Source organism: Vibrio sp. 14N.309.X.WAT.E.F5, from assembly GCF_030397615.1.
GTDB classification, from domain to species: Bacteria; Pseudomonadota; Gammaproteobacteria; order Enterobacterales; family Vibrionaceae; genus Vibrio; species Vibrio lentus.
The window spans coordinates 123,809-143,895 of sequence record NZ_JAPNXR010000004.1 but is presented as its reverse complement, the minus strand read 5'-3'; the positions used below and the strand labels follow the sequence as shown (position 1 = coordinate 143,895).

The window sequence follows — 20,087 nt, the reverse complement described above, 5'->3', positions numbered from 1 at the left end:
CTTCGCTCTTCTCTATAATCCTGCGACCTACCGTTACTGCGGGCCTCTAGCGATGAGTAAAATCACGTTATGCCAAGAGTTTTCCAACACTCGAAGGGGTGATGAATGGTAACTCTTAGACAGTGGGAATACGCGAGTATTCCTTAAGTGTAAATTTTTTAAATAGGTAATTATTAGCATGAAAACTTTCGTTGCTAAACCAGAAACTGTAAAACGCGACTGGTATGTTGTAGACGCTGAAGGCAAAACTCTTGGCCGTCTAGCAAGTGAAATCGCTTCTCGCCTACGCGGCAAGCACAAAGCAGAATACACTCCTCACGTAGACACTGGTGATTACATCATCGTTGTTAACGCTGAGAAAGTTGCTGTGACTGGTAACAAAGCTAAGGGTAAGGTTTACTACCGTCACTCTGAGTTCCCAGGTGGTCTTAAGACTATCACTTTTGAAAAGCTAATTGCTAAGAAACCAGAAATGGTTCTTGAACTAGCAGTTAAAGGTATGCTTCCACGTGGTCCTCTAGGCCGCGCGATGTACCGTAAGCTTAAAGTATACGCTGGTACTGAGCACAACCATGTTGCTCAACAACCACAAGTACTAGACATCTAATTGGGGATTAAGACAATGGCAGAGAATCAATACTACGGCACTGGTCGTCGCAAAAGCTCAGCAGCTCGTGTTTTCATCAAACCAGGCTCTGGTGAGATCGTAATCAACAAGCGTAGCCTTGATGTTTACTTCGGTCGTCCAACTTCTCGTATGGTTGTTAAGCAACCTCTTGAGCTAGTTGAATTAACTGAGAAACTTGACCTTTACATCACTGTTTCTGGTGGTGGTATTTCAGGTCAAGCTGGCGCAATCCGCCACGGTATCACTCGTGCTCTTATGGAATACGATGAAACTCTACGTCCTGCTCTACGTGCAGCTGGCTATGTTACGCGTGACGCTCGTTGCGTTGAACGTAAGAAAGTTGGTCTACGTAAAGCACGTCGTAAACCTCAATTCTCTAAGCGTTAATTTTTCCTTACCGAAAAATACACGCGACCAGTTTTATTACTGGAATTGTGGTTCAAAGCTCGGCTATATGCCGGGCTTTTTGTCTTTCTGGCCCCCGCTAAACGCTTTTCCCCCCTCGTTTTATTCCCAAATTCTTATATTTTGAAAGCTTTTGTAACCCAATGTGCGCTTTGCCTCATGATTGTTACAAAAAGGTAGCTTTATCTTGTCAAAAAGTAGGGTTTTATTTATCATTTGCCGTCAATAAATAGAACTAAATACATATTTTGTTAGCCATGCTCTTTATTCGGAATTATTTCAATCCATAAGGAGCAAATGGGAGAATGTTTGGATGAGCAACGCGCCTTTAAATAACGGTCGCAGGCGTTTCTTAACCGCAACAACAGCCGTTGTTGGTGGTTTAGGAGCAGCTGCTGTAGCCGTGCCTTTTATTAAATCATGGAATCCGAGTGCTAAGGCGAAAGCTGCAGGCGCGCCGGTGGAAGTGGAAGTCAGTAAGTTGGAACCGGGACAAATGGTTCGTGTCGAGTGGCAAGGTAAACCTGTATGGGTTGTACGTCGAGCTGAATCGGTACTAGAGAACCTAAAAGCGATCGGTGGTCAACTTCGTGACCCTCAATCTGAAGCTGAACAACAACCTGAATACGCACAGAACGAGTTCCGTTCGATTAAGCCGGAATTCTTCGTTGCTGTTGGTTTCTGCACACACTTAGGTTGTTCTCCAACTTACCTGCCAGATTCTTTCGCAGAACAGGTTCAGGGTGTTAAGTCTGGTTTCTTCTGTCCTTGTCATGGTTCAAAGTTTGATATGGCAGGTCGAGTATTCCAAGGCGTACCGGCTCCATTGAACCTTGTTGTACCAAAGCATATGTATTTGAGTGACACGAAGATCATGATCGGTGTCGACGAGGGAGACGCATAATGCAAGGATTGCTTGATTGGGTAGAAAAACGTCTACCCGCGATGAATGCTTACAAAAAGCACTTATCTGAATACCCAATGCCTAAGAACTTTAACTTTTGGTACCTTTTCGGTTCTTTGGCAATGTTGGTCCTGGTTAACCAAATCCTTACGGGTATCTGGTTAACAATGAACTACGTGCCGTCTGGTGAGGGTGCGTTTGCTTCTGTTGAATACATCATGCGTGATGTGGAATACGGTTGGTTACTGCGTTACATGCACTCGACTGGCGCTTCTGCGTTCTTCGTTGTTATCTACCTGCATATGTTCCGTGGTCTAATCTACGGTTCTTACCAAAAACCTCGTGAGCTACTTTGGATCTTCGGTATGTTGATCTTCTTAGTGCTTATGGCTGAAGCTTTCATGGGTTACTTACTACCATGGGGCCAAATGTCTTACTGGGGTGCTCAGGTAATCATATCTCTGTTTGGTGCGATCCCTGTAATTGGTGATGACCTAACGCTTTGGATCCGTGGTGACTACATCATCTCTGGTGCAACGCTGAACCGTTTCTTCGCACTGCACGTTATCGCTCTACCAATCGTACTGTTGCTGCTTATCGTACTTCACGTACTAGCGCTGCACGAAGTTGGTTCGAATAACCCTGACGGTATCGAGACTAAGCTTCCTAAAGGCACTATGGGCGACGACTACAAGACTCAGTTCCCATTCCACAAGGATTACACTAAGAAATACGACATCATCGACTCTATTCCTTTCCACCCATACGGGACGGTGAAAGATATGGTAGGTGTTGCTGGTTTCCTATTCTTGTTCTGTTACGTGCTGTTCTTTAACCCAGAGATGGGTGGGTACTTCCTTGAGCCGCCTAACTTTGAAGCTGCAAACCCACTGAAAACACCTGAGCACATCGCTCCAGTTTGGTACTTCACGCCGTTCTACGCGGTACTACGTGCTGTTCCAGATAAGCTACTGGGTGTGGTTGCAATGGGTGCTTCTATTGTTGTGCTATTCCTACTGCCATGGTTCGACCGTTGTAAAGTGCGTTCTTACCGTTACCGTAGCAAACTGCATTTGATTAACATCATCCAATTCACAATAAGCTTTATTGCGCTTGGTGTCCTTGGTGCGCTTCCAGCAACGCCAACATACACATTACTGGCTCAAATCTTTAGCTTAGGTTATTTCATGTTCTTCGTTCTGCTGTGGTTCTACAGTAAAAATGAAGCGACGAAACCATTACCAGAAAGGGTGACATTCAAATGAAAAAGTGGATTGTAATTTTATTTGCTATGTTGCCGTCTCTAGCGATGGCAGCGGGAGCAGGCGTACCATTAGACAAAGCAAACAATGATTTAACAGACAAAGCTTCATTGCAAAATGGCGCTAAGATGTTCATGAACTACTGTTTCGCTTGTCACTCAACGCAGTACCAACGCTATGAACGTGTTGCGAATGATTTAGAGATTCCTTTAGACCTAATGAAGGAAAACCTAATCTTCGATCCTGAAGTGAAAATTGGTAGCTTGATGGTTAACGCTATGCCTTCTGACCAAGCAGCTAGCTGGTTTGGTGCTCCACCACCAGACTTAACATTAGTTGCTCGTGTTCGTGGCGCAGATTGGCTATACACGTATCTTCGTACTTTCTATGAAGATCCGTCTCGTCCATTTGGTGTGAACAACATTGTTTTCCCAAGTGTTGGTATGCCGCATGTTCTTGAAGAGCTACAAGGTATCCCAACGCCAATCTACGATACTCACATGGTAGACGGTGAGGAAGTTAAGGTTGTTGTTGGTACTGAAACTGACGGTTCTGGTGAATTGAGCACTGGTGAGTATGACAACGCGGTTCGCGATCTTGTTAACTTCCTAGTTTACTCGGGTGACCCAGTACAGCTTGAACGCCACGCTATGGGTTGGTGGGTAATGGCCTTTTTAGTAATCTTCACTATCATTGTGATTTTACTGAAGAAAGAGTATTGGCGTGATGTGCACTAATTGTGCTATAATACCGTGCTAATTCCCAAATTATGTTAATGTTCAATGGAGGCTTTAGGCCTCCATTGTTTTTATTTAAAGTGTACTGGAGGGCTCCATGGCTGTAGCTGCCAATAAACGTTCTGTAATGACTCTTTTCTCAAGTGCTTCTGATATGTATAGCCATCAGGTGCGCATTGTTCTTGCTGAAAAAGGCGTAAGTGTTGAAGTTGAGTTAGTAGATGAAAAAAATCTACCAGCAGAGCTTGTTGAACTGAACCCGTACAAATCAGTACCTACCCTTGTTGATCGTGAGCTTGCTCTATATGACTCAAAGATCATCATGGAATATCTAGATGAGCGTTTCCCTCATCCACCATTGATGCCTGTTTACCCGGTTGCACGTGGTAATAGCCGTCTAATGATGTACCGCATTGAGCGCAACTGGTATTCAGTTGCAGAGAAGATCGTTAAAGGCAACGCTGAAGAATCAGAAGCTGCTCGCGTTAAACTGCGCAACGACCTACTGACTCTTGCTCCTATCTTCGCTGAGTATGAATACTTCATGAGCGAAGAGTTTAGCCTAATTGATTGCTACCTTGCTCCGCTACTATGGCGTTTACCTGAGCTTGGTATCGAACTGATTGGTCCTGGTTCTAAAGAGCTTAAGATTTACATGAACCGCGTATTTGAACGTGATTCATTCCTAGCTTCTCTAACAGAAGCTGAACGTGAGATGCGACTCGTTCGCTAAGCGTATGGATATTTCTAATATGACACCACGCCGACCATACATGCTCCGTGCATTCTATGATTGGTTGGTTGATAACGAACTAACGCCACATCTTGTTGTTGAAGCAACACTACCGGGTGTGCGAGTTCCAGAAGAGTTTGTTCAAGATGGTCAGATCATTCTGAACATCGCGCCTCGTGCGGTTGGGCAACTTGAACTGAGTAACGAAGCTGTTACGTTCAGTGCTCGCTTTAGCGGACGTCCACACTCAGTGATCGTTCCTCTATATGCAGTACAAGCGATTTATGCTCGTGAGAATGGTGCTGGTACCATGTTTGAACCTGAAGAGGCATACATGGACGCGTTTGAAGAAGGGATTGAAGAAAGTCCTTTTGAAGAACCAGAAAAAGGCCCGTCTTTGAGCGTAGCAACGGCAGATGTTGATGCGGAAGAGCCTGACTCAGATCCTGAGCCACCTCGCCCTGCAAAAGGTCGACCAAGCCTTCGTGTTATCAAATAGCGTTATTTTTAAATAACTCCAAATACAAAAAAAGCAGCGATTTATCGCTGCTTTTTCTTTTTGTGCTTTCTGATTTTTACTCGCCTGATTCATTTCGTTAGGCTTTACCAGCTAACGAGCCAAGTCAGAAGTAAACTCAGGGAACGTTAGTTGACTGAAGCGTCTTCCTCACCATATTCGAACGCTCGAATCACCTGCTTTACGCCTGAAACATTACGGGCAACTTCTGTCGCGATATCAGCATGCTCTCTAGATACTAACCCCAGTAAAAATACCTCTGAATCTTCAGTGATGACTTTAACCTTAATGCCGTTGAGATCTGCGTTTGCAAGAAGGGCTGATTTCACTTTAGTGGTGATCCAGCTGTCGTTACTAATAGCACTGATGGTTAATGGCTCTTTTACTCGCACCTGATTATGGATGCTTTCTACGCCTGCCACGTCTTTGGCTTGGTTTTCAAACGCGCGACGTTCTGAGTCAGAGGTTGCTTGTCCCATCAACACAACCGAACCTCGGTAAGAGCTGGCAGTGATGCGAACGTTGCCACGGTATGGTTGTTTGTTGGTGATGGCTGCGACTTCAAATTCAATATTGTTGTCGTTCCAAATTTCTTTGGTGGTTCGTGTGTCGGTGACTAAGTTCGCTGTGGTTGCTGCACCAGCAATGAAAATGCCAGCACAACCAGTTAGGGAAAGTGTAAGTAGCGAAACACTAATCAGCTTAAACAGTCTCATAGAGGTTAATGATTTCATTGTGATGCTCCGTCTATCACTCTTCGTGAGCAGGGAAGAGTACCTGATCGATTAAGTCACATAGGCAGTGCAGTGTCACCATGTGAACTTCGTGAATGCGTGCTGTACGGTGTGAAGGGATACGAATTTCTACATCATGTTCGCCAAGCAAACCGGCCATTTCACCACCGTCTTTACCAGTGAAGGCGATGATAGTCATATCACGTGTTACCGCTGCTTCCATCGCTTTGATGATGTTCTTGCTGTTACCGCTAGTAGAGATAGCGAGCAGAATATCGCCAGTTTGACCAAACGCGCGCACTTGCTTAGAGAAGATCTCTTCATAGTGGTAGTCGTTTGCCACGGCAGTTAGTGTGGTGTTATCAGCCATAAGTGCCATTGCTGGTAGGCTAGGGCGCTCTGTTTCAAAGCGATTAAGTAGGCATGATACAAATTGCTGAGCATTCGACGCCGAACCACCATTACCACAACAAAGGATTTTGTTTCCGTTGAGCAAGGTCGCCACCATTGCTTGTGCGGCATGCGTGATTGCGTCAGGCAGTGCTTCTGCTGCTGCAATTTGGATTTGAATACTTTCTGTAAAACTTTCTTTAATGCTGTCTAGCATGTTTATCCTTGGGTAATGGCGTTTTTAATCCAGTCAATATCGTCATTCGGCCCTTCAATGGCAACAATATCAAACCTAAAATCTGTAGAGTGTACTGACAAACCTTGCTGCATAAGCCAAACATTGGCTGTCTTTAACAGCTTTTGTGACTTCTTTGCTGTCACCATTTCAGCAGCATGTCCGTAGCGTGTTTGCTTGCGGTATTTTACCTCAGCAAACACAACCGTATTGTTATGGCGCATTATAAGATCAATTTCGCCACACTTTGCTATGAAGTTTTGTTCAATTAACGATAAACCGTGGTGAACTAAATAATTCTTTGCCACGGTCTCGTATTTATCACCCACTTGTTTTTGGGTGATTGTTGGTTTGGAGAGAAACTGACGGCTAAAAAGCCCCATGCTCTGCCCAGCTGATTTCACGTTGTACGATGCAATTATTGTCGATAGTCAACACACCGGTTTCACCTGGAATACTGTAACCTTGAACGGCTTTCATCTGTGGAAGCGCATCCATTAGGTAATAAGCATCCATTCCTAACGCTTGTAGACGTTTTTGGCCATTTGAATGTGCAGGCCATAGGTCGTTTAGCTCTTTGTTCAGCTCGTTCTTGTTCTCAACCAATAGTGGGATGTCGCTGTAGAACACTCCCGTTAGATCTTCGTACTGTTTATCACCGCTGTTGCTGCGTGAGTTTGAGAACAAGGCTGGTTGGTCAGCATCTGGGTTAATCGCGACTTCAATGAAAGGCTTGATCAACGTGAGCTCTGAGTTCTTAGCCACAATATAGACAGAGTCGATATCACGACGGCTACGTGGCTCCGTTTCTAGATCTAGGTTAAGGAGGCCATCCATTTGAGCGATACGCTGTTGGCTCTCTTGCAAGCCGAATACCTGATTCACATTACGTTGCAGTTGGCGTTTATCTGAGAACAAGCTGATAGCAACATCGTTGCTGCTGTACTTTTTCCACTCTGCCTTAAAGGCTTGCTCAACTCGATCACCTAAACGTCCTTTCGGCGCTAGGATAAGCGGGTACTTATAGCCTTGAGCAAAAAGATGTTTCGCTGCTTGAGCGACTTCTTGCTCTGGTGATAGAGCGAGGTAGCAGATATTAGTATCAGTTTCTAGTTGCGCTGGAATGTTCAGAGCTAACGCAGGAATCGAATTCTCGTGATTTTTCTGAGCTTGTTGAAGCTTGGTGATGTTGCTCTTAATCAATGGACCAACAATGAAATCAACGTTGTTTTCTTCCAGTGTTGCTTTAATTTCAGCGGCACTTTGTACGTTGGTATCCATAACAGTCAGCGTTGCATCTTCTTCGCGCTCTTTGTCATTCATCATTGCAAAGATAAAACCGTCACGAACGAGCTGGGCTTGCTTGCCGTACTTACCTGTTAAAGGCAGTAATAGCGCTGTGCTGGTCGGCTTGCTGATTTCTAACGCTAATATGTCGGTGATCGCTTGAGGCGTATAAAGCGCTGCTGGGTGACGAGGGTTCTCAGCTAACCAGTCAGACAGTGTCTTCTGTAGGTCTGGTAGATTTGAGTTGAGCGTCTTCATGTAAATAGAAAGCTGTAGCCAGCCCGCTAAAACGTCTTCGGTAGGAGATGTTTTAAGCTCTAGAATCTCATATTGAGAATAGCTGTTCAGATTCTGCCAAATGCGGTCAGCCGTTTGCTGCTGGATTTCTTCATCAGCATCTATGTACTCTGAATAAAGCACTAACTCACGGCTCGCTTCGAAATACTCTTTCTTCATCTCAGAAATGTTAGCGCGTAGCTCGTGATAATCTTTCCATTGCTCGTTAGGAAGTTTCCACCACGGCTGAAAATTAAGTTGACTATAGGCTTGGTCTGGTTGTGAGTTATTCACTAATAACTGAGCACGAGCCAGTTGCCATTCGGCTTGTTGCACTTCGCTAAGCTCTTGCTTTGCTAAACGTTTGATCAGCAAAGTCGCTTGATCGGTTTTGCCAGCCTGCACAGAGGCTTTAAGTGCCATGATTAGCCAATCGTTTTGCAGGCTTCCTTTGCTGCTATCCGCTTGCATCATGTAACTTTCAGTTGATTGCGCTGGATCTAGTGTAATATCAACACGCGTTGGTGCTTGAGGGCCTGAAGAACAAGCCGCCAACGTAATTGCTAATGCAATTGGAGTGAGTAAGCGTGGTACACTGAGTCTCTTATGGTTCATCGTTGCCATGAGTTCTTTAAATTCCGTATCAATTTGTATCTATATTAATCGTTGAAGTGATGGTAAACAAATGACAGATAACAAAACCTTGCTCACAGAGAGCCCAACTCTCTATATTGTGCCAACCCCAATCGGAAATTTGGGAGATATCACTCAAAGAGCAATTGAAATTTTATCAAGTGTCGATGTTATTGCAGCCGAAGACACACGCCACACGGGTAAGCTGCTTGCTCACTTCAATATATCCACCAGAACGTTCGCTTTACATGATCATAATGAACAAACTAAAGCGCAAGTTCTAGTCGAAAGGTTATTAGAAGGTCAGTCTATCGCATTAGTCTCTGATGCGGGTACTCCTTTAATCAGTGACCCAGGTTACCATCTTGTATCACAATGTCGTCAAGCGGGTGTGAGAGTTGTGCCACTTCCTGGTGCTTGTGCTGTGATTACCGCACTTAGTGCGTCTGGTTTGCCGTCTGATCGTTTCAGCTTTGAAGGCTTCTTACCGCCAAAGAGCAAAGGTCGTAAAGACAAGTTCTTGGAGATCGCAAAAGCAGAACGCACGTGTATCTTCTACGAATCTCCGCACCGTATTACTGATTCTCTACAAGACATGCTAGAGATCTTAGGTCCAGACCGTGAAGTTGTGTTGGCGCGTGAGCTGACTAAAACATTCGAAACCATTCAAGGGCTACCACTTGGTGAGCTTATTGAGTGGATTGAAGAAGATTCGAACCGTAAGCGCGGTGAGATGGTACTGCTGATTCATGGTCACCGTGAAGAAGCGAGCACAGAGCTGCCAGACGAAGCAACTCGCACGCTGGGTATTCTAACCAAAGAGCTGCCCCTTAAAAAAGCAGCAGCGATGACGGCAGAAATCTATAACCTGAAAAAAAACGCTTTATACAAGTGGGGCTTAGAGCATCTAGACAACTAGAGGTCGCTTTATAGAGTCGCTAACTTGTATTGAAAAGCTTGTGAGGAGTGAGGGTAATACCGTCGCTCCTTTTTTTGTGCCCGGATTGTGTGAAATTCGTGCACTTGCTTAATGGTTTGCAGCATATTTGTGATCTCGCTAGACACTGCACACTAATCTCTATACAATCCGCCCTCGGAGTTGAACGGGTAATCGCTGCTTTGCTGATGTCCTTCGGGAGACTGACGTTGAGGTCCTTCGGGAAACTGACGTTGAAGTCCTTCGGGAGACTGGTAGAGGGGAGGAACGTCCGGGCTCCATAGAGCAGGGTGCCAGATAACGTCTGGGGGGCGCGAGCCCACGACAAGTGCAGCAGAGAGAAGACCGCCGATGGCCTCATTTCTTCGGAAGAGGCACAGGTAAGGCTGAAAGGGTGCGGTAAGAGCGCACCGTGCGGCTGGCAACAGTTCGTAGCAAGGTAAACTCCACCCGGAGCAAGATCAAATAGGCCCTCGCATTGCGCTGCTCGCGTATGGGGGCGGGTAGATTGCTTGAGCCTGTGAGCGATTGCAGGCCTAGACGAATGGTTACCGCCGCGCAAGCGGAACAGAACCCGGCGTATGTGTCAACTCCACCTATATAAAGAACCCATCATTACTTAACAGTAGTGATGGGTTTTTTGCTTTATATTGACGTAAATTATTTAGATTTCCTTAGAATCCTTCACCCTGATATAAGCTTGGGTCAAAAATTCCCAAAGCCTATACACAATATGGTGGAGATACGGCGTGAAATCAGTACACTAAAACGTTAATAGAACAAATTATTGCCTAACTAACGGCTCAATCCACTCACTGAGAAGACTATGACAGAAGCATTCAAACATATTTCAGTATTGCTTAACGAATCTATTGACGGACTTGCGATCAAACCTGACGGTACCTACATCGATGGTACTTTTGGCCGTGGTGGTCACAGCCGTACAATCCTGTCTAAACTGGGCGAGAATGGACGCCTCTTTAGTATCGACCGCGATCCACAAGCGATTGCTGAAGCTCAGAAGATTGATGATCCCCGTTTTACAATTATCCATGGCCCATTCTCGGGTATGGCTGAATATGCAGAGCGTTATGACTTAGTTGGTCAAGTGGATGGTGTTTTACTGGATTTAGGTGTCTCTTCACCGCAGTTGGATGATGCTGAACGTGGCTTTAGCTTCATGAAAGATGGTCCGTTGGACATGCGTATGGATCCAACAACGGGTATTCCTGTTTCTCAGTGGTTAGTTGAAGCGGATCTTGATGATATCACTTGGGTTATTCGTGAGTTTGGTGAAGACAAACATGCTCGCCGTATTGCGAAAGGCATCATTGCTTATCAAGAAAACGAAGAAAACGAACCGTTAACGCGTACTGGTCAACTGGCTAAGCTTATCTCAGACGTGGCTCCAAAGAGCTTTAAAGAGAAAAAGCACCCAGCGACACGTGCATTCCAAGCGTTTCGTATCTATATAAACAGTGAACTTGAAGAGATCGATACCGCACTGAAAGGCGCCGCAAGCATTCTTGCTCCTCAAGGTCGTATCTCTGTTATCAGCTTCCACTCTCTTGAAGACCGCATGGTGAAGCGCTTTATTCGTAAAGAGAGCCAAGGACCACAAGTTCCTCACGGTTTACCGCTAACAGAAGACCAAATTAAAGCCTTAGGCAGTGCCGATCTAAAACCAATTGGTAAAGCGATCAAGCCTTCTAAAGATGAAGTGGATGAGAATACTCGTTCGCGCAGTTCAGTATTACGAATCGCAGAAAAGCTATAGTCAATGAAGACCTCCAAGCCAAACTTAGCCAAGATAATATTTTTTGATTTGATCTCCGTGGGTAAAGTCCCACTGGTGCTTCTTATCTGTATCTTCGCGAGTGCGATGGGGGTCGTTCTTACGACACATATGTCACGTCAGGCTATTACGCAAAAAGACACAGCATTAGTGGAACGAGAACAACTTGATGATGAGTGGCGAAATTTAATGCTTGAAGAGACGGCTCTGGCTGAACATAGTCGCGTTCAAGCATCGGCAAAACGAGAGCTAGACATGAAACGTCCAGACTCTGACAAAGAAGTAGTGATCACACTGAAATGACCGGTAAAAAGGAAAAAGCACCCGCGAAAACCGTTAATAAATCAACGAAAGAGCGTGTGAAGAGCGAAAAGGATTCGGATCCAATTCTTATTAAATGGCGTTTCAACGTCTTGATTGCTTTCGTATTTCTTGCCTTTACTGCACTCGTAGGCCGTGTCGCCTATATTCAAATTATTGAACCAGATAACTTAATCCGTCAGGGCGACCTTCGCTCGGTACGTGTTAAGGCCATTCCTTCCGCTCGCGGTATTATTTCAGATCGTAATGGCGAACCGCTTGCTGTGAGTGTTCCAGTTGAAGCGGTATGGGCCGATCCAAAAACGATTTTCGATAAAAATGGTATGGCCCAGATTGATCGTTGGTATGCGTTAGCCGACGTACTTGGCCTGAAACGCCAATCGATGATCGATAAAATCTCTAGCAACAAATCCCGTCGATTTGTTTACCTGCAAAGACAAGTTAGCCCTGCGATGGCTAAGTATATTCGTGAACTAAAGCTGGTGGGTGTTGGCCTTAAAGCGGAATCTCGACGTTACTACCCGGCAGGCGAAGTCAGCGCACACCTTATCGGTGTGACCGGTATTGACGGGCATGGTTTGGAAGGCGTTGAACGTAGCTATGACAAATGGCTCACGGGCGAGGCGGGTAAGCGGACGATTCGTAAAGATCGCTATGGACGCGTTGTTGAAAACATTGCTTTAGAAGAGCGTGAAGAAGGCAAACCACTCGAATTAACGATCGATCAACGATTACAAGCCATTGCCTATCGCGCTATTAAGCAAGCCGTGGCCGATCACAAGGCGACTTCAGGCTCTGCGGTACTACTCGATGTAAAAACGGGTGCCGTGTTAGCTATGGTTAATGCCCCCTCTTATAATCCGAACAATCGTGCTGATTTACAAAGCTTTAAGATGCGTAACCGCGTGCTGACCGATGCCATGGAGCCCGGCTCTACCGTGAAACCTTTTGTGGTGTTGGCGGCGTTGGAGAACGGCACTGCAGACCCAGATATCATTATTGATACTGGCAATGGCATTATGCAGATCGGTGGTAGTCGCGTACGAGACTCTTCTAAAGTAGGTAAGGCTGACTTAGCGCTGATCCTCAAGAAGTCGAGTAACATCGGCGTTGCGAAACTGGCGCTTAACATGCCACTTGAAGCTTTGCTTGGGATGTACAGTTCAGTTGGCCTAGGCGAGATGTCTGGGCTTAACCTTGTTGGTGAAACGAGCGGTATTTTCCCGAATCGCCGTCGTTGGTCAAAGTTTGAAATTGCGACCTTAGCGTTCGGTTATGGCTTGTCTGTTACGCCGATGCAGTTGGCACATGCTTATGCAACGTTAGCCAACAAAGGTATGTATGAACCGATTCATATTATTAAGAGTAACGACCAAGATTTTTCTAAGCAAATCATCAAGCGCGAGAACGCGGAACTGGTTCTGAAAATGCTTGAAGGGGTTACTCAAAAAGGCGGTACAGCGACAAGGGCCGCGGTTCCTGGTTACCGAGTCGCAGCAAAAACGGGTACATCTCGTAAGGCTGAAGCGGGCGGTTACAGTGATGAATACATCGCGGTGACTGCAGGCTTTGCTCCAGTTAGTGACCCAAGAGTCGCGTTGGTTGTTGTGGTTAATGAACCTCAAGGTGACCTTTACTATGGCGGTTCAGTCGCAGCCCCGGTTTTTTCTGAAATCATGAAGGGTGCACTGCAAATACTGAATGTCCCTGCTGATGAAAACAAGTTTCAAGAATAGAGCTAATCAGGATTCAATATGAGTAATAGCCTCACGCTGTCATCTTTACTTTCTCCTTGGGGAGACTTTGGTTCTCCTGAGTTGGAGTCGATTGCTGTTGAGCAATTGGAGTTGGATAGTCGTGCCATCAAGGACGGTGATATTTTTGTTGCCGTAATCGGACATGCTGTCGATGGTCGTCGGTTTATCGATAAAGCCGTTTCTCAAGGCGCGAAAGCCGTCATTGCACAAGCTGGCGATGACAAAGCTCATGGCTTGGTTGAATGGCTAAACTCGGTTCCTGTGGTTTATGTTTCAGACTTAAACTCAATACTCTCTGAATTAGCTGGCCGTGTTTATTCTTCTCAGGCGACCAAATTGATTGGTGTCACTGGCACCAATGGCAAAACCACCATCACCCAGTTGATTGCTCAATGGCTTGATCTCGTCGGTCAACGTTCAGCGGTAATGGGTACAACAGGTAATGGTTTCTTAGATAATCTAAAAACCGCTGCTAACACTACGGGGAGTGCTATTGAAATACAGCGCACACTGAGTGAGTTGGCAACAGATAAAGCGGTTTATACCGCAATGGAAATCTCTTCTCATGGTTTGGTGCAAGGTCGAGTAAAAGCGTTGGATTTTGAGGTTGGTGTATTTACTAACCTGAGTCGTGATCATCTTGATTACCATGGCACGATGGAAGAGTACGCATTGGCTAAGAAGAGCCTGTTTACTCAACACAAATGCAAGCACGCAGTCATTAATGTGGATGACGAAGTCGGTAAAGCTTGGGTGTCAGATTTATCCAATGCAATAGCCGTTTCACTGTCACCGCTAATGGGCTATCAACAATCGGTATGGGCGTCTGATGTTGCTTATGCAGAAACCGGTATTCAGCTGTCTTTCGATGGTAACTGGGGGCAGGGGCAACTGTCTGTTCCTTTAATTGGCCAGTTCAACGCATCAAATGTACTGGTTGCTTTTGCGACTTTGCTTTCGTTGGGTATCGACAAGCAAACCTTGCTCGACACCGCGTCTCAGCTTCAGCCTGTTATTGGCCGTATGGAGCTTTTCCAAACACCGAACAAGGCAAAAGTGGTTGTCGATTATGCTCATACGCCCGATGCGTTAGAGAAAGCATTGGCAGCATTGCGCGTGCATTGCTCTGGACAACTCTGGGCAATCTTCGGCTGTGGCGGTGATCGCGACACCGGTAAGCGCCCAATGATGGCGGCAACCGCAGAGCAGTTCGCCGATAAAAGCATTATTTCAGATGACAACCCTCGCAGTGAAGATCCTGCGTTGATTGTTAAAGATATGCTGACTGGCTTAAGTGAACCTGAAGCTGCATTTGTGGAGCACGATCGCTATCAAGCCCTTAAGTTTGCTCTAGAGCAGGCTGGCAGCAATGACATTATTCTTCTGGCAGGTAAAGGCCATGAGGATTACCAAGTTTTGAAAGACAAAACGGTACATTATTCAGACCGAGAGTCTGCGCTACAACTTTTAGGTGTTTCATAATGATTGATGTATCACTCGAGCAGATTTGTTTTGCTGTTAATGGCGAGCTGATTGAGGCAGGAAACTCGAACAATACCGTAATCAATGCAGTTTCAACGGATACTCGTACCGTTGAAGAAGGCGCATTGTTTGTCGCTATCGTTGGAGAGCGCTTTGATGCGCATGACTTTTGCCATCAAGCCGTTGAGGCAAACGCGAGCGCGTTGTTAGTCGAACGAAAACTTGACCTAAATATTACTCAAGTTGTTGTTGAAGACACTAAACTTGCTTTAGGTCAGCTAAGTGCTTGGATCCATGAGCAATGTAATGTTCCAACCATGGCGATTACAGGCAGCTGTGGCAAAACGACCGTCAAAGAGATGGTGGCAAGTATTCTACAACAGCGTGGCAAGGTGCTGTTTACGGCAGGTAACTTCAATAATGATATTGGTGTGCCTTTGACTTTGTTACGCAGTGAACCAAGCGATGACTATGCAGTGATCGAATTAGGCGCTAATCATATTGGTGAAATCGCCTACACCACGCAACTAGTCAAACCACAAGTTGCTTTGGTGAATAATGTGGCCGCGGCTCACTTAGAAGGCTTTGGTTCTATCGATGGCGTGAAACAAGCGAAAGGTGAAATCTTTCAGGGGCTTGCTGCCGGTGATACTGCTATTGTTAATCTAGAGAGCAACGGTGGGGGCTTTTGGAATGAAGTCCTTGCAGATAAAGCGGTGCTAACATTTTCTGAAAGTAACCATGAAGCCGATTATTTTGCTGAAAACATCGAAATCAATGACCAAGGCGAAGCTTGCTTTGATATGCAAACGCCATTAGGTGTTACGGCTGTTGAACTTGGTATTATTGGTCAGCACAACGTGGCGAACGCGTTGGCGGCTGCAGCGTTGAGCATTCAATTTGGTGCAACGCTTGATGAAATAAAAAGTGGTTTAGCGAACCTTATCTCGGTCAAAGGACGAGTTGAGGTTCAACAATTAAGTCAGAATATCAAGCTGATAGATGACAGTTATAACGCTAGCGTGCCTGCAATGAAGGCGGCAGCTAAACTGCTGTCGAGCTTTAAAGGTCAACGTTGGCTGATTTTAGGCAATATGGCTGAATTAGGCGACGAAAGTCTTGCACTTCACCGTCAAGTCGGTGAATATGCTGCCCCATTCGCTTTTGAGCATGTACTCACTTACGGTGATGATACCAAGGTGATTAGTGAGGTCTGTAATGGCACCCACTTCGCAACGCATCAAGCGATGATCGCACACATAGAGCAGCACTTATGCTTGCCGAATAACGTGTCACACACCTTGTTGGTGAAAGGCGCAAACAGTGCAGGGATGAGTAAAATAGCCGCTGCTTTAAAGGAGAACTTTTCATGATAATTTGGCTTGCAGAGCTACTACAGCCATACTTTTCTTTTTTCCGTTTGTTCGAATACCTATCGTTTCGAGCAATCGCGAGTATTTTGACGGCTTTATGTCTGTCGCTGTGGATGGGACCTCGTTTAATTGAGCGTCTGCAAATGCTACAAATTGGCCAAGTTGTTCGTAATGACGGCCCTGAATCTCACTTCAGCAAACGTGGTACGCCAACCATGGGCGGAGTGATGATCCTGGCTGCGATCATTATTACGGTATTGATGTGGGCTGATCTCTCGAATCCTTATGTTTGGGCTGTATTAGTTGTACTTGCTGGTTATGGCGCGGTCGGTTTTGTTGATGACTACCGTAAAGTGGTTCGTAAGAATACCGATGGTTTGATCGCTCGCTGGAAGTACTTCTGGCAGTCAGCAATTGCGTTAGTGGTGGCGTTTGCTCTGTATGCTCACGGGCACGATACTGCAGCAACTCAATTGGTAGTTCCTTTCTTTAAAGATGTGATGCCACAACTAGGTTTATTGTACATCGTACTGACTTATTTTGTTATTGTGGGTACAAGTAACGCGGTAAACCTAACAGACGGCCTAGACGGCTTGGCTATTATGCCAACGGTTATGGTTGCGGCTGGTTTTGCTGTAATTGCTTGGGCGACAGGTAACGTTAACTTCGCGGCATATCTACACATTCCATACATTCCATACACCTCTGAGCTGGTTGTGGTTTGTACCGCTATCGTGGGTGCGGGCCTTGGTTTCCTATGGTTCAACACCTACCCAGCACAAGTATTCATGGGCGATGTTGGCTCGCTAGCACTTGGCGGTGCATTGGGTGTGATTGCTGTGTTAGTTCGCCAAGAGTTGGTACTGGTTATTATGGGCGGTGTGTTTGTAATGGAGACTCTGTCAGTGATTCTGCAGGTGGGCTCTTACAAATTGCGTGGTCAGCGTATTTTCCGCATGGCACCGATTCACCACCACTATGAACTGAAAGGTTGGCCAGAACCGCGTGTAATCGTGCGTTTTTGGATCATCTCAATGGTATTAGTACTGGTTGGCCTAGCAACGCTGAAAGTTCGTTAATCCTATGTGAGCCTCTTAATGAGAGGCTCTTTAAAACTATTAAGAGCATCTTGTTTAAATGGAACGTTGGCAAAATATTCAAAATGTAGTGGTTGCGGGGCTCGGTATTACCGGGCTCTCTGTCGTTAAACATCTCGTAAAATATCAACCTCATACGCATGTGAAGGTAATTGATACGCGAGAGCTACCACCAGGAAAAGAATCTTTGCCTGAATCGGTAGAGCTGCATTCTGGAAGTTGGAATAGCCAATGGTTAGCGGAAGCTGATTTAGTGGTTGCTAACCCAGGTATCGCATTAGCGACTCCTGAAATACAAGATGTTATTCAAGCGGGAACTCCGGTTGTTGGCGATATTGAACTGTTTGGTTGGGCGGTAAACAAACCCGTCGTGGCAATAACAGGCTCCAATGGTAAGAGTACTGTGACCGATCTAACGGGTGTGCTTGCTAAAGCAGCCGGTCTTAATGTTGGTGTTGGTGGCAACATCGGTATTCCTGCCTTGGACCTTCTTGAGCTTGATGCTGACTTGTATGTCCTTGAGCTTTCAAGCTTTCAGCTAGAGACAACATCCAGTCTAAATCTTGCAGCGGCGGCTTTTTTGAACCTGTCAGAAGATCATATGGATCGCTATCAAGGCATGGCCGACTACCGTGACGCTAAATTAAGAATTTTTAATAATGCTCAGTACGCGATTGTAAACCGCGAAGACAAAGAGACTTATCCTGACCATACGATGTCATTGGTGACATTTGGACTTGATGACCAAGAGTTTGGTGTATCAATGGTCGATGGCACCGAATGGCTAGTGGATAATGGTAAGTCAGTACTTGCCACCCAAGATTTAACATTGGTTGGACGTCATAACGTGGCGAATGCGTTAGTCTCGTTAGCGTTATTGAAGCAAGTCGGTATTGATTACAACAAAAGCCTTGAAGCTCTGAAAGCCTACAATGGTTTAACGCATCGCTGCCAAGTTGTGGCTGACAAACGCGAAATTAAATGGGTTAATGACTCGAAAGCGACCAACGTAGCCAGTACATTAGCGGCTCTGTCGGGATTAGAATACCAAGGTACTTTGTATCTCTTAGTCGGAGGTGTGGGCAAAGGCGCTGACTTTAGCGAGCTTAACCCCGTGTTGGCGCAACTAGACCGCGTACAACTGTGTTGCTTCGGTGAAGATGCTGCGCAATTTATGCCATTACATCCATCGGCTAAGACGTTTGGTACCATGCGTGACATCATCGAGAGTATCTCTGCACAATTGGTGTCGGGTGACATGGTGATGTTGTCTCCTGCATGTGCAAGCTTCGATCAATTTAATAACTTCATGGCGAGAGGTGACGCGTTCACTGAACTTGCTCATGAGTACGCCTAACGTGTTGAAGGACTGACATTCAGTGCAAAGAGTGAAAGAGATTAATCAATCTATTTGGCAATGGCTTAACCGTGCCACACCAGAGGCGCTCTACGATCGTCAGTTGGTATGGATTGCTCTTGGACTGATGCTGACGGGCTTGGTAATGGTAACGTCGGCTTCCTTCCCAATCAGTGCACGTTTAACCGATCAGCCGTTTCACTTTATGTTCCGTCACGCCATTTTCTTGGTGTTAGCGTTAATCGTATCCAGCGTAATACTTCAAATTCCAATGAAGCGTTGGTTTCAATACAGCATGTATCTACTGGGTTTATCCTTCTTTTTGCTGGTCGTGGTATTGGCTGTCGGTAAGTCGGTTAACGGTGCATCGCGCTGGATTCCGCTTGGGTTGTTTAACTTACAACCGGCCGAAGTCGCTAAATTATCGCTGTTTATCTTTATGGCGGGTTATTTAGTTCGTAAACAAGACGAAGTGAGAAAAACCTTCTTCGGTGGTTTCGGTAAGCCAATTATGGTGTTTGGTGCCTTTGCGGTACTACTTCTTGGCCAACCCGATTTAGGTACCGTTGTTGTAATGCTGGTTACCTTGTTTGGCATGCTGTTTATCGCAGGAGCCAAGCTTTCACAATTTATTGCCTTGATGGTCGCGGGTATTGCTGCGGTCGTTGGCTTGATTGTTATTGAACCCTACCGTGTTCGACGTGTGACCTCATTCTGGGAACCTTGGAATGACCCGTTTGGCAGTGGCTACCAGCTAACTCAATCATTGATGGCATTTGGCCGTGGTGATTGGATGGGACAAGGTCTTGGTAACTCGGTTCAGAAGTTAGAATATTTACCAGAAGCACATACCGATTTTGTGTTTGCTGTATTGGCTGAAGAGTTAGGCTTTGTTGGCGTGACTTTAGTGCTGATCCTTATTTTTAGTTTGGTGCTTAAAGCGATTCTAATTGGTAAGAAAGCCTTCGAGAACGACCAGTTATTTAGTGGCTACCTTGCCTTTGGTATTGGTATTTGGTTTGCATTTCAGACGCTTGTTAACGTAGGTGCCGCTTCAGGAATCGTTCCAACCAAAGGTCTGACATTGCCATTGATCAGTTACGGCGGGTCAAGTTTGATTGTGATGTCGGTGGCGGTTTCGATGCTGCTACGTATCGATCACGAGTGCCGAGTACAACAAAAAGAACAAGCCGACAATCAAAACGAATTAGTAGAATAAGAATCTAA

General features: G+C 45.7%; 20 protein-coding genes and 1 other RNA gene. 17 read left to right on the top strand and 4 right to left on the bottom strand.

Annotated features, from left to right (window positions below):
- The first annotated feature begins 178 nt into the window (after positions 1–178).
- The 7 genes from rplM to sspB all read left to right on the top strand — a co-directional run bounded on the left by rplM (position 179) and on the right by sspB (position 5,168).
- A complete protein-coding gene (gene rplM, locus OW495_RS06905; RefSeq protein WP_010434689.1) occupies positions 179–607 on the top strand; it encodes a 50S ribosomal protein L13 in 429 nt (142 codons plus the stop codon).
- Between the two features lie 15 nt (positions 608–622).
- The gene (gene rpsI, locus OW495_RS06900) at positions 623–1,015 is read left to right on the top strand and encodes a 30S ribosomal protein S9 (RefSeq protein ID WP_004740758.1); all 393 of its coding nucleotides are present in this window, start codon (positions 623–625) and stop codon (positions 1,013–1,015) included.
- Between the two features lie 331 nt (positions 1,016–1,346).
- On the top strand, positions 1,347–1,937 hold the full coding sequence (gene petA / locus OW495_RS06895; protein WP_010434692.1) for a ubiquinol-cytochrome c reductase iron-sulfur subunit: 591 nt from the start codon (positions 1,347–1,349) through the stop codon (positions 1,935–1,937).
- On the top strand, positions 1,937–3,202 hold the full coding sequence (locus OW495_RS06890; RefSeq protein WP_009848941.1) for a cytochrome bc complex cytochrome b subunit: 1,266 nt from the start codon (positions 1,937–1,939) through the stop codon (positions 3,200–3,202). Before petA ends, OW495_RS06890 begins: the two co-directional genes overlap by 1 nt.
- Positions 3,199–3,936, top strand: coding sequence for a cytochrome c1 (locus OW495_RS06885; protein WP_017106828.1), 738 nt, complete (start codon positions 3,199–3,201; stop codon positions 3,934–3,936). The genes OW495_RS06890 and OW495_RS06885 overlap by 4 nt, the downstream gene beginning before the upstream one ends.
- 97 nt (positions 3,937–4,033) lie before the next feature.
- On the top strand, positions 4,034–4,669 hold the full coding sequence (sspA, locus tag OW495_RS06880) for a stringent starvation protein SspA (protein WP_009848943.1): 636 nt from the start codon (positions 4,034–4,036) through the stop codon (positions 4,667–4,669).
- A 4-nt stretch (positions 4,670–4,673) separates the two neighbouring features.
- Positions 4,674–5,168, top strand: coding sequence for a ClpXP protease specificity-enhancing factor (sspB, locus tag OW495_RS06875; protein ID WP_017106827.1), 495 nt, complete (start codon positions 4,674–4,676; stop codon positions 5,166–5,168).
- A 146-nt stretch (positions 5,169–5,314) separates the two neighbouring features.
- Here sspB and OW495_RS06870 read toward each other — a convergent pair whose 3' ends face one another.
- From OW495_RS06870 to OW495_RS06855, 4 genes are read right to left on the bottom strand one after another with little or no spacing between them, the layout of a single operon-like run.
- A complete protein-coding gene (locus OW495_RS06870) occupies positions 5,315–5,920 on the bottom strand; it encodes a BON domain-containing protein (RefSeq protein WP_102513237.1) in 606 nt (201 codons plus the stop codon).
- Between the two features lie 16 nt (positions 5,921–5,936).
- The gene (locus OW495_RS06865; RefSeq protein ID WP_010434705.1) at positions 5,937–6,527 is read right to left on the bottom strand and encodes a phosphoheptose isomerase; all 591 of its coding nucleotides are present in this window, start codon (positions 6,525–6,527) and stop codon (positions 5,937–5,939) included.
- A gap of 2 nt (positions 6,528–6,529) precedes the next feature.
- A complete protein-coding gene (locus OW495_RS06860) occupies positions 6,530–6,928 on the bottom strand; it encodes a YraN family protein (protein WP_102513238.1) in 399 nt (132 codons plus the stop codon).
- Positions 6,915–8,732: a penicillin-binding protein activator gene (locus OW495_RS06855; protein WP_102513239.1), complete on the bottom strand. Its 1,818-nt coding sequence runs from the start codon at positions 8,730–8,732 to the stop codon at positions 6,915–6,917. The genes OW495_RS06860 and OW495_RS06855 overlap by 14 nt, the downstream gene beginning before the upstream one ends.
- A 61-nt stretch (positions 8,733–8,793) precedes the next feature.
- On the opposite strand from OW495_RS06855, the gene rsmI reads away from it, so the two are divergent.
- From rsmI to ftsW, 10 genes are all read left to right on the top strand, one after another.
- A complete protein-coding gene (gene rsmI, locus OW495_RS06850) occupies positions 8,794–9,660 on the top strand; it encodes a 16S rRNA (cytidine(1402)-2'-O)-methyltransferase (RefSeq protein ID WP_017106823.1) in 867 nt (288 codons plus the stop codon).
- Between the two features lie 176 nt (positions 9,661–9,836).
- An RNA gene (rnpB, locus tag OW495_RS06845) (RNase P RNA component class A) lies at positions 9,837–10,276 on the top strand.
- Positions 10,277–10,504: 228 nt separating this feature from the next.
- Positions 10,505–11,455, top strand: a complete 951-nt coding sequence (gene rsmH / locus OW495_RS06840; RefSeq protein ID WP_017084764.1) for a 16S rRNA (cytosine(1402)-N(4))-methyltransferase RsmH — start codon at positions 10,505–10,507, stop codon at positions 11,453–11,455.
- Positions 11,456–11,458: 3 nt separating this feature from the next.
- Positions 11,459–11,776, top strand: coding sequence for a cell division protein FtsL (gene ftsL / locus OW495_RS06835; RefSeq protein WP_017056040.1), 318 nt, complete (start codon positions 11,459–11,461; stop codon positions 11,774–11,776).
- Positions 11,773–13,530 (top strand): penicillin-binding transpeptidase domain-containing protein, encoded by a 1,758-nt coding sequence (locus OW495_RS06830; protein WP_102513240.1) that lies wholly within the window; start codon positions 11,773–11,775, stop codon positions 13,528–13,530. Before ftsL ends, OW495_RS06830 begins: the two co-directional genes overlap by 4 nt.
- 18 nt (positions 13,531–13,548) lie before the next feature.
- Positions 13,549–15,033 (top strand): UDP-N-acetylmuramoyl-L-alanyl-D-glutamate--2,6-diaminopimelate ligase, encoded by a 1,485-nt coding sequence (murE, locus tag OW495_RS06825; protein ID WP_102513241.1) that lies wholly within the window; start codon positions 13,549–13,551, stop codon positions 15,031–15,033.
- Positions 15,033–16,406 (top strand): UDP-N-acetylmuramoyl-tripeptide--D-alanyl-D-alanine ligase, encoded by a 1,374-nt coding sequence (murF, locus tag OW495_RS06820; protein WP_102513242.1) that lies wholly within the window; start codon positions 15,033–15,035, stop codon positions 16,404–16,406. Before murE ends, murF begins: the two co-directional genes overlap by 1 nt.
- Positions 16,403–17,485 (top strand): phospho-N-acetylmuramoyl-pentapeptide-transferase, encoded by a 1,083-nt coding sequence (gene mraY / locus OW495_RS06815; protein ID WP_017109281.1) that lies wholly within the window; start codon positions 16,403–16,405, stop codon positions 17,483–17,485. Before murF ends, mraY begins: the two co-directional genes overlap by 4 nt.
- Before the next feature lie 58 nt (positions 17,486–17,543).
- Positions 17,544–18,860 (top strand): UDP-N-acetylmuramoyl-L-alanine--D-glutamate ligase, encoded by a 1,317-nt coding sequence (gene murD / locus OW495_RS06810; RefSeq protein WP_289885718.1) that lies wholly within the window; start codon positions 17,544–17,546, stop codon positions 18,858–18,860.
- A gap of 22 nt (positions 18,861–18,882) precedes the next feature.
- A complete protein-coding gene (gene ftsW, locus OW495_RS06805) occupies positions 18,883–20,079 on the top strand; it encodes a cell division protein FtsW (protein WP_102513244.1) in 1,197 nt (398 codons plus the stop codon).
- The last annotated feature ends 8 nt before the right edge of the window (positions 20,080–20,087 follow it).

Excerpts from the sequence above, each read along its gene's own strand:
- rplM (WP_010434689.1), top strand. The coding sequence starts at position 179 with ATGAAAACTTTCGTTGCTAAACCAGAAACTGTAAAACGCGACTGGTAT.
- rpsI (WP_004740758.1), top strand. The coding sequence starts at position 623 with ATGGCAGAGAATCAATACTACGGCACTGGTCGTCGCAAAAGCTCAGCA.
- petA (WP_010434692.1), top strand. The coding sequence starts at position 1,347 with ATGAGCAACGCGCCTTTAAATAACGGTCGCAGGCGTTTCTTAACCGCA.
- OW495_RS06890 (WP_009848941.1), top strand. The coding sequence starts at position 1,937 with ATGCAAGGATTGCTTGATTGGGTAGAAAAACGTCTACCCGCGATGAAT.
- OW495_RS06885 (WP_017106828.1), top strand. The coding sequence starts at position 3,199 with ATGAAAAAGTGGATTGTAATTTTATTTGCTATGTTGCCGTCTCTAGCG.
- sspA (WP_009848943.1), top strand. The coding sequence starts at position 4,034 with ATGGCTGTAGCTGCCAATAAACGTTCTGTAATGACTCTTTTCTCAAGT.
- sspB (WP_017106827.1), top strand. The coding sequence starts at position 4,674 with ATGGATATTTCTAATATGACACCACGCCGACCATACATGCTCCGTGCA.
- OW495_RS06870 (WP_102513237.1), bottom strand. The coding sequence starts at position 5,920 with ATGAAATCATTAACCTCTATGAGACTGTTTAAGCTGATTAGTGTTTCG.
- OW495_RS06865 (WP_010434705.1), bottom strand. The coding sequence starts at position 6,527 with ATGCTAGACAGCATTAAAGAAAGTTTTACAGAAAGTATTCAAATCCAA.
- OW495_RS06860 (WP_102513238.1), bottom strand. The coding sequence starts at position 6,928 with ATGGGGCTTTTTAGCCGTCAGTTTCTCTCCAAACCAACAATCACCCAA.
- OW495_RS06855 (WP_102513239.1), bottom strand. The coding sequence starts at position 8,732 with ATGGCAACGATGAACCATAAGAGACTCAGTGTACCACGCTTACTCACT.
- rsmI (WP_017106823.1), top strand. The coding sequence starts at position 8,794 with ATGACAGATAACAAAACCTTGCTCACAGAGAGCCCAACTCTCTATATT.
- rsmH (WP_017084764.1), top strand. The coding sequence starts at position 10,505 with ATGACAGAAGCATTCAAACATATTTCAGTATTGCTTAACGAATCTATT.
- ftsL (WP_017056040.1), top strand. The coding sequence starts at position 11,459 with ATGAAGACCTCCAAGCCAAACTTAGCCAAGATAATATTTTTTGATTTG.
- OW495_RS06830 (WP_102513240.1), top strand. The coding sequence starts at position 11,773 with ATGACCGGTAAAAAGGAAAAAGCACCCGCGAAAACCGTTAATAAATCA.
- murE (WP_102513241.1), top strand. The coding sequence starts at position 13,549 with ATGAGTAATAGCCTCACGCTGTCATCTTTACTTTCTCCTTGGGGAGAC.
- murF (WP_102513242.1), top strand. The coding sequence starts at position 15,033 with ATGATTGATGTATCACTCGAGCAGATTTGTTTTGCTGTTAATGGCGAG.
- mraY (WP_017109281.1), top strand. The coding sequence starts at position 16,403 with ATGATAATTTGGCTTGCAGAGCTACTACAGCCATACTTTTCTTTTTTC.
- murD (WP_289885718.1), top strand. The coding sequence starts at position 17,544 with ATGGAACGTTGGCAAAATATTCAAAATGTAGTGGTTGCGGGGCTCGGT.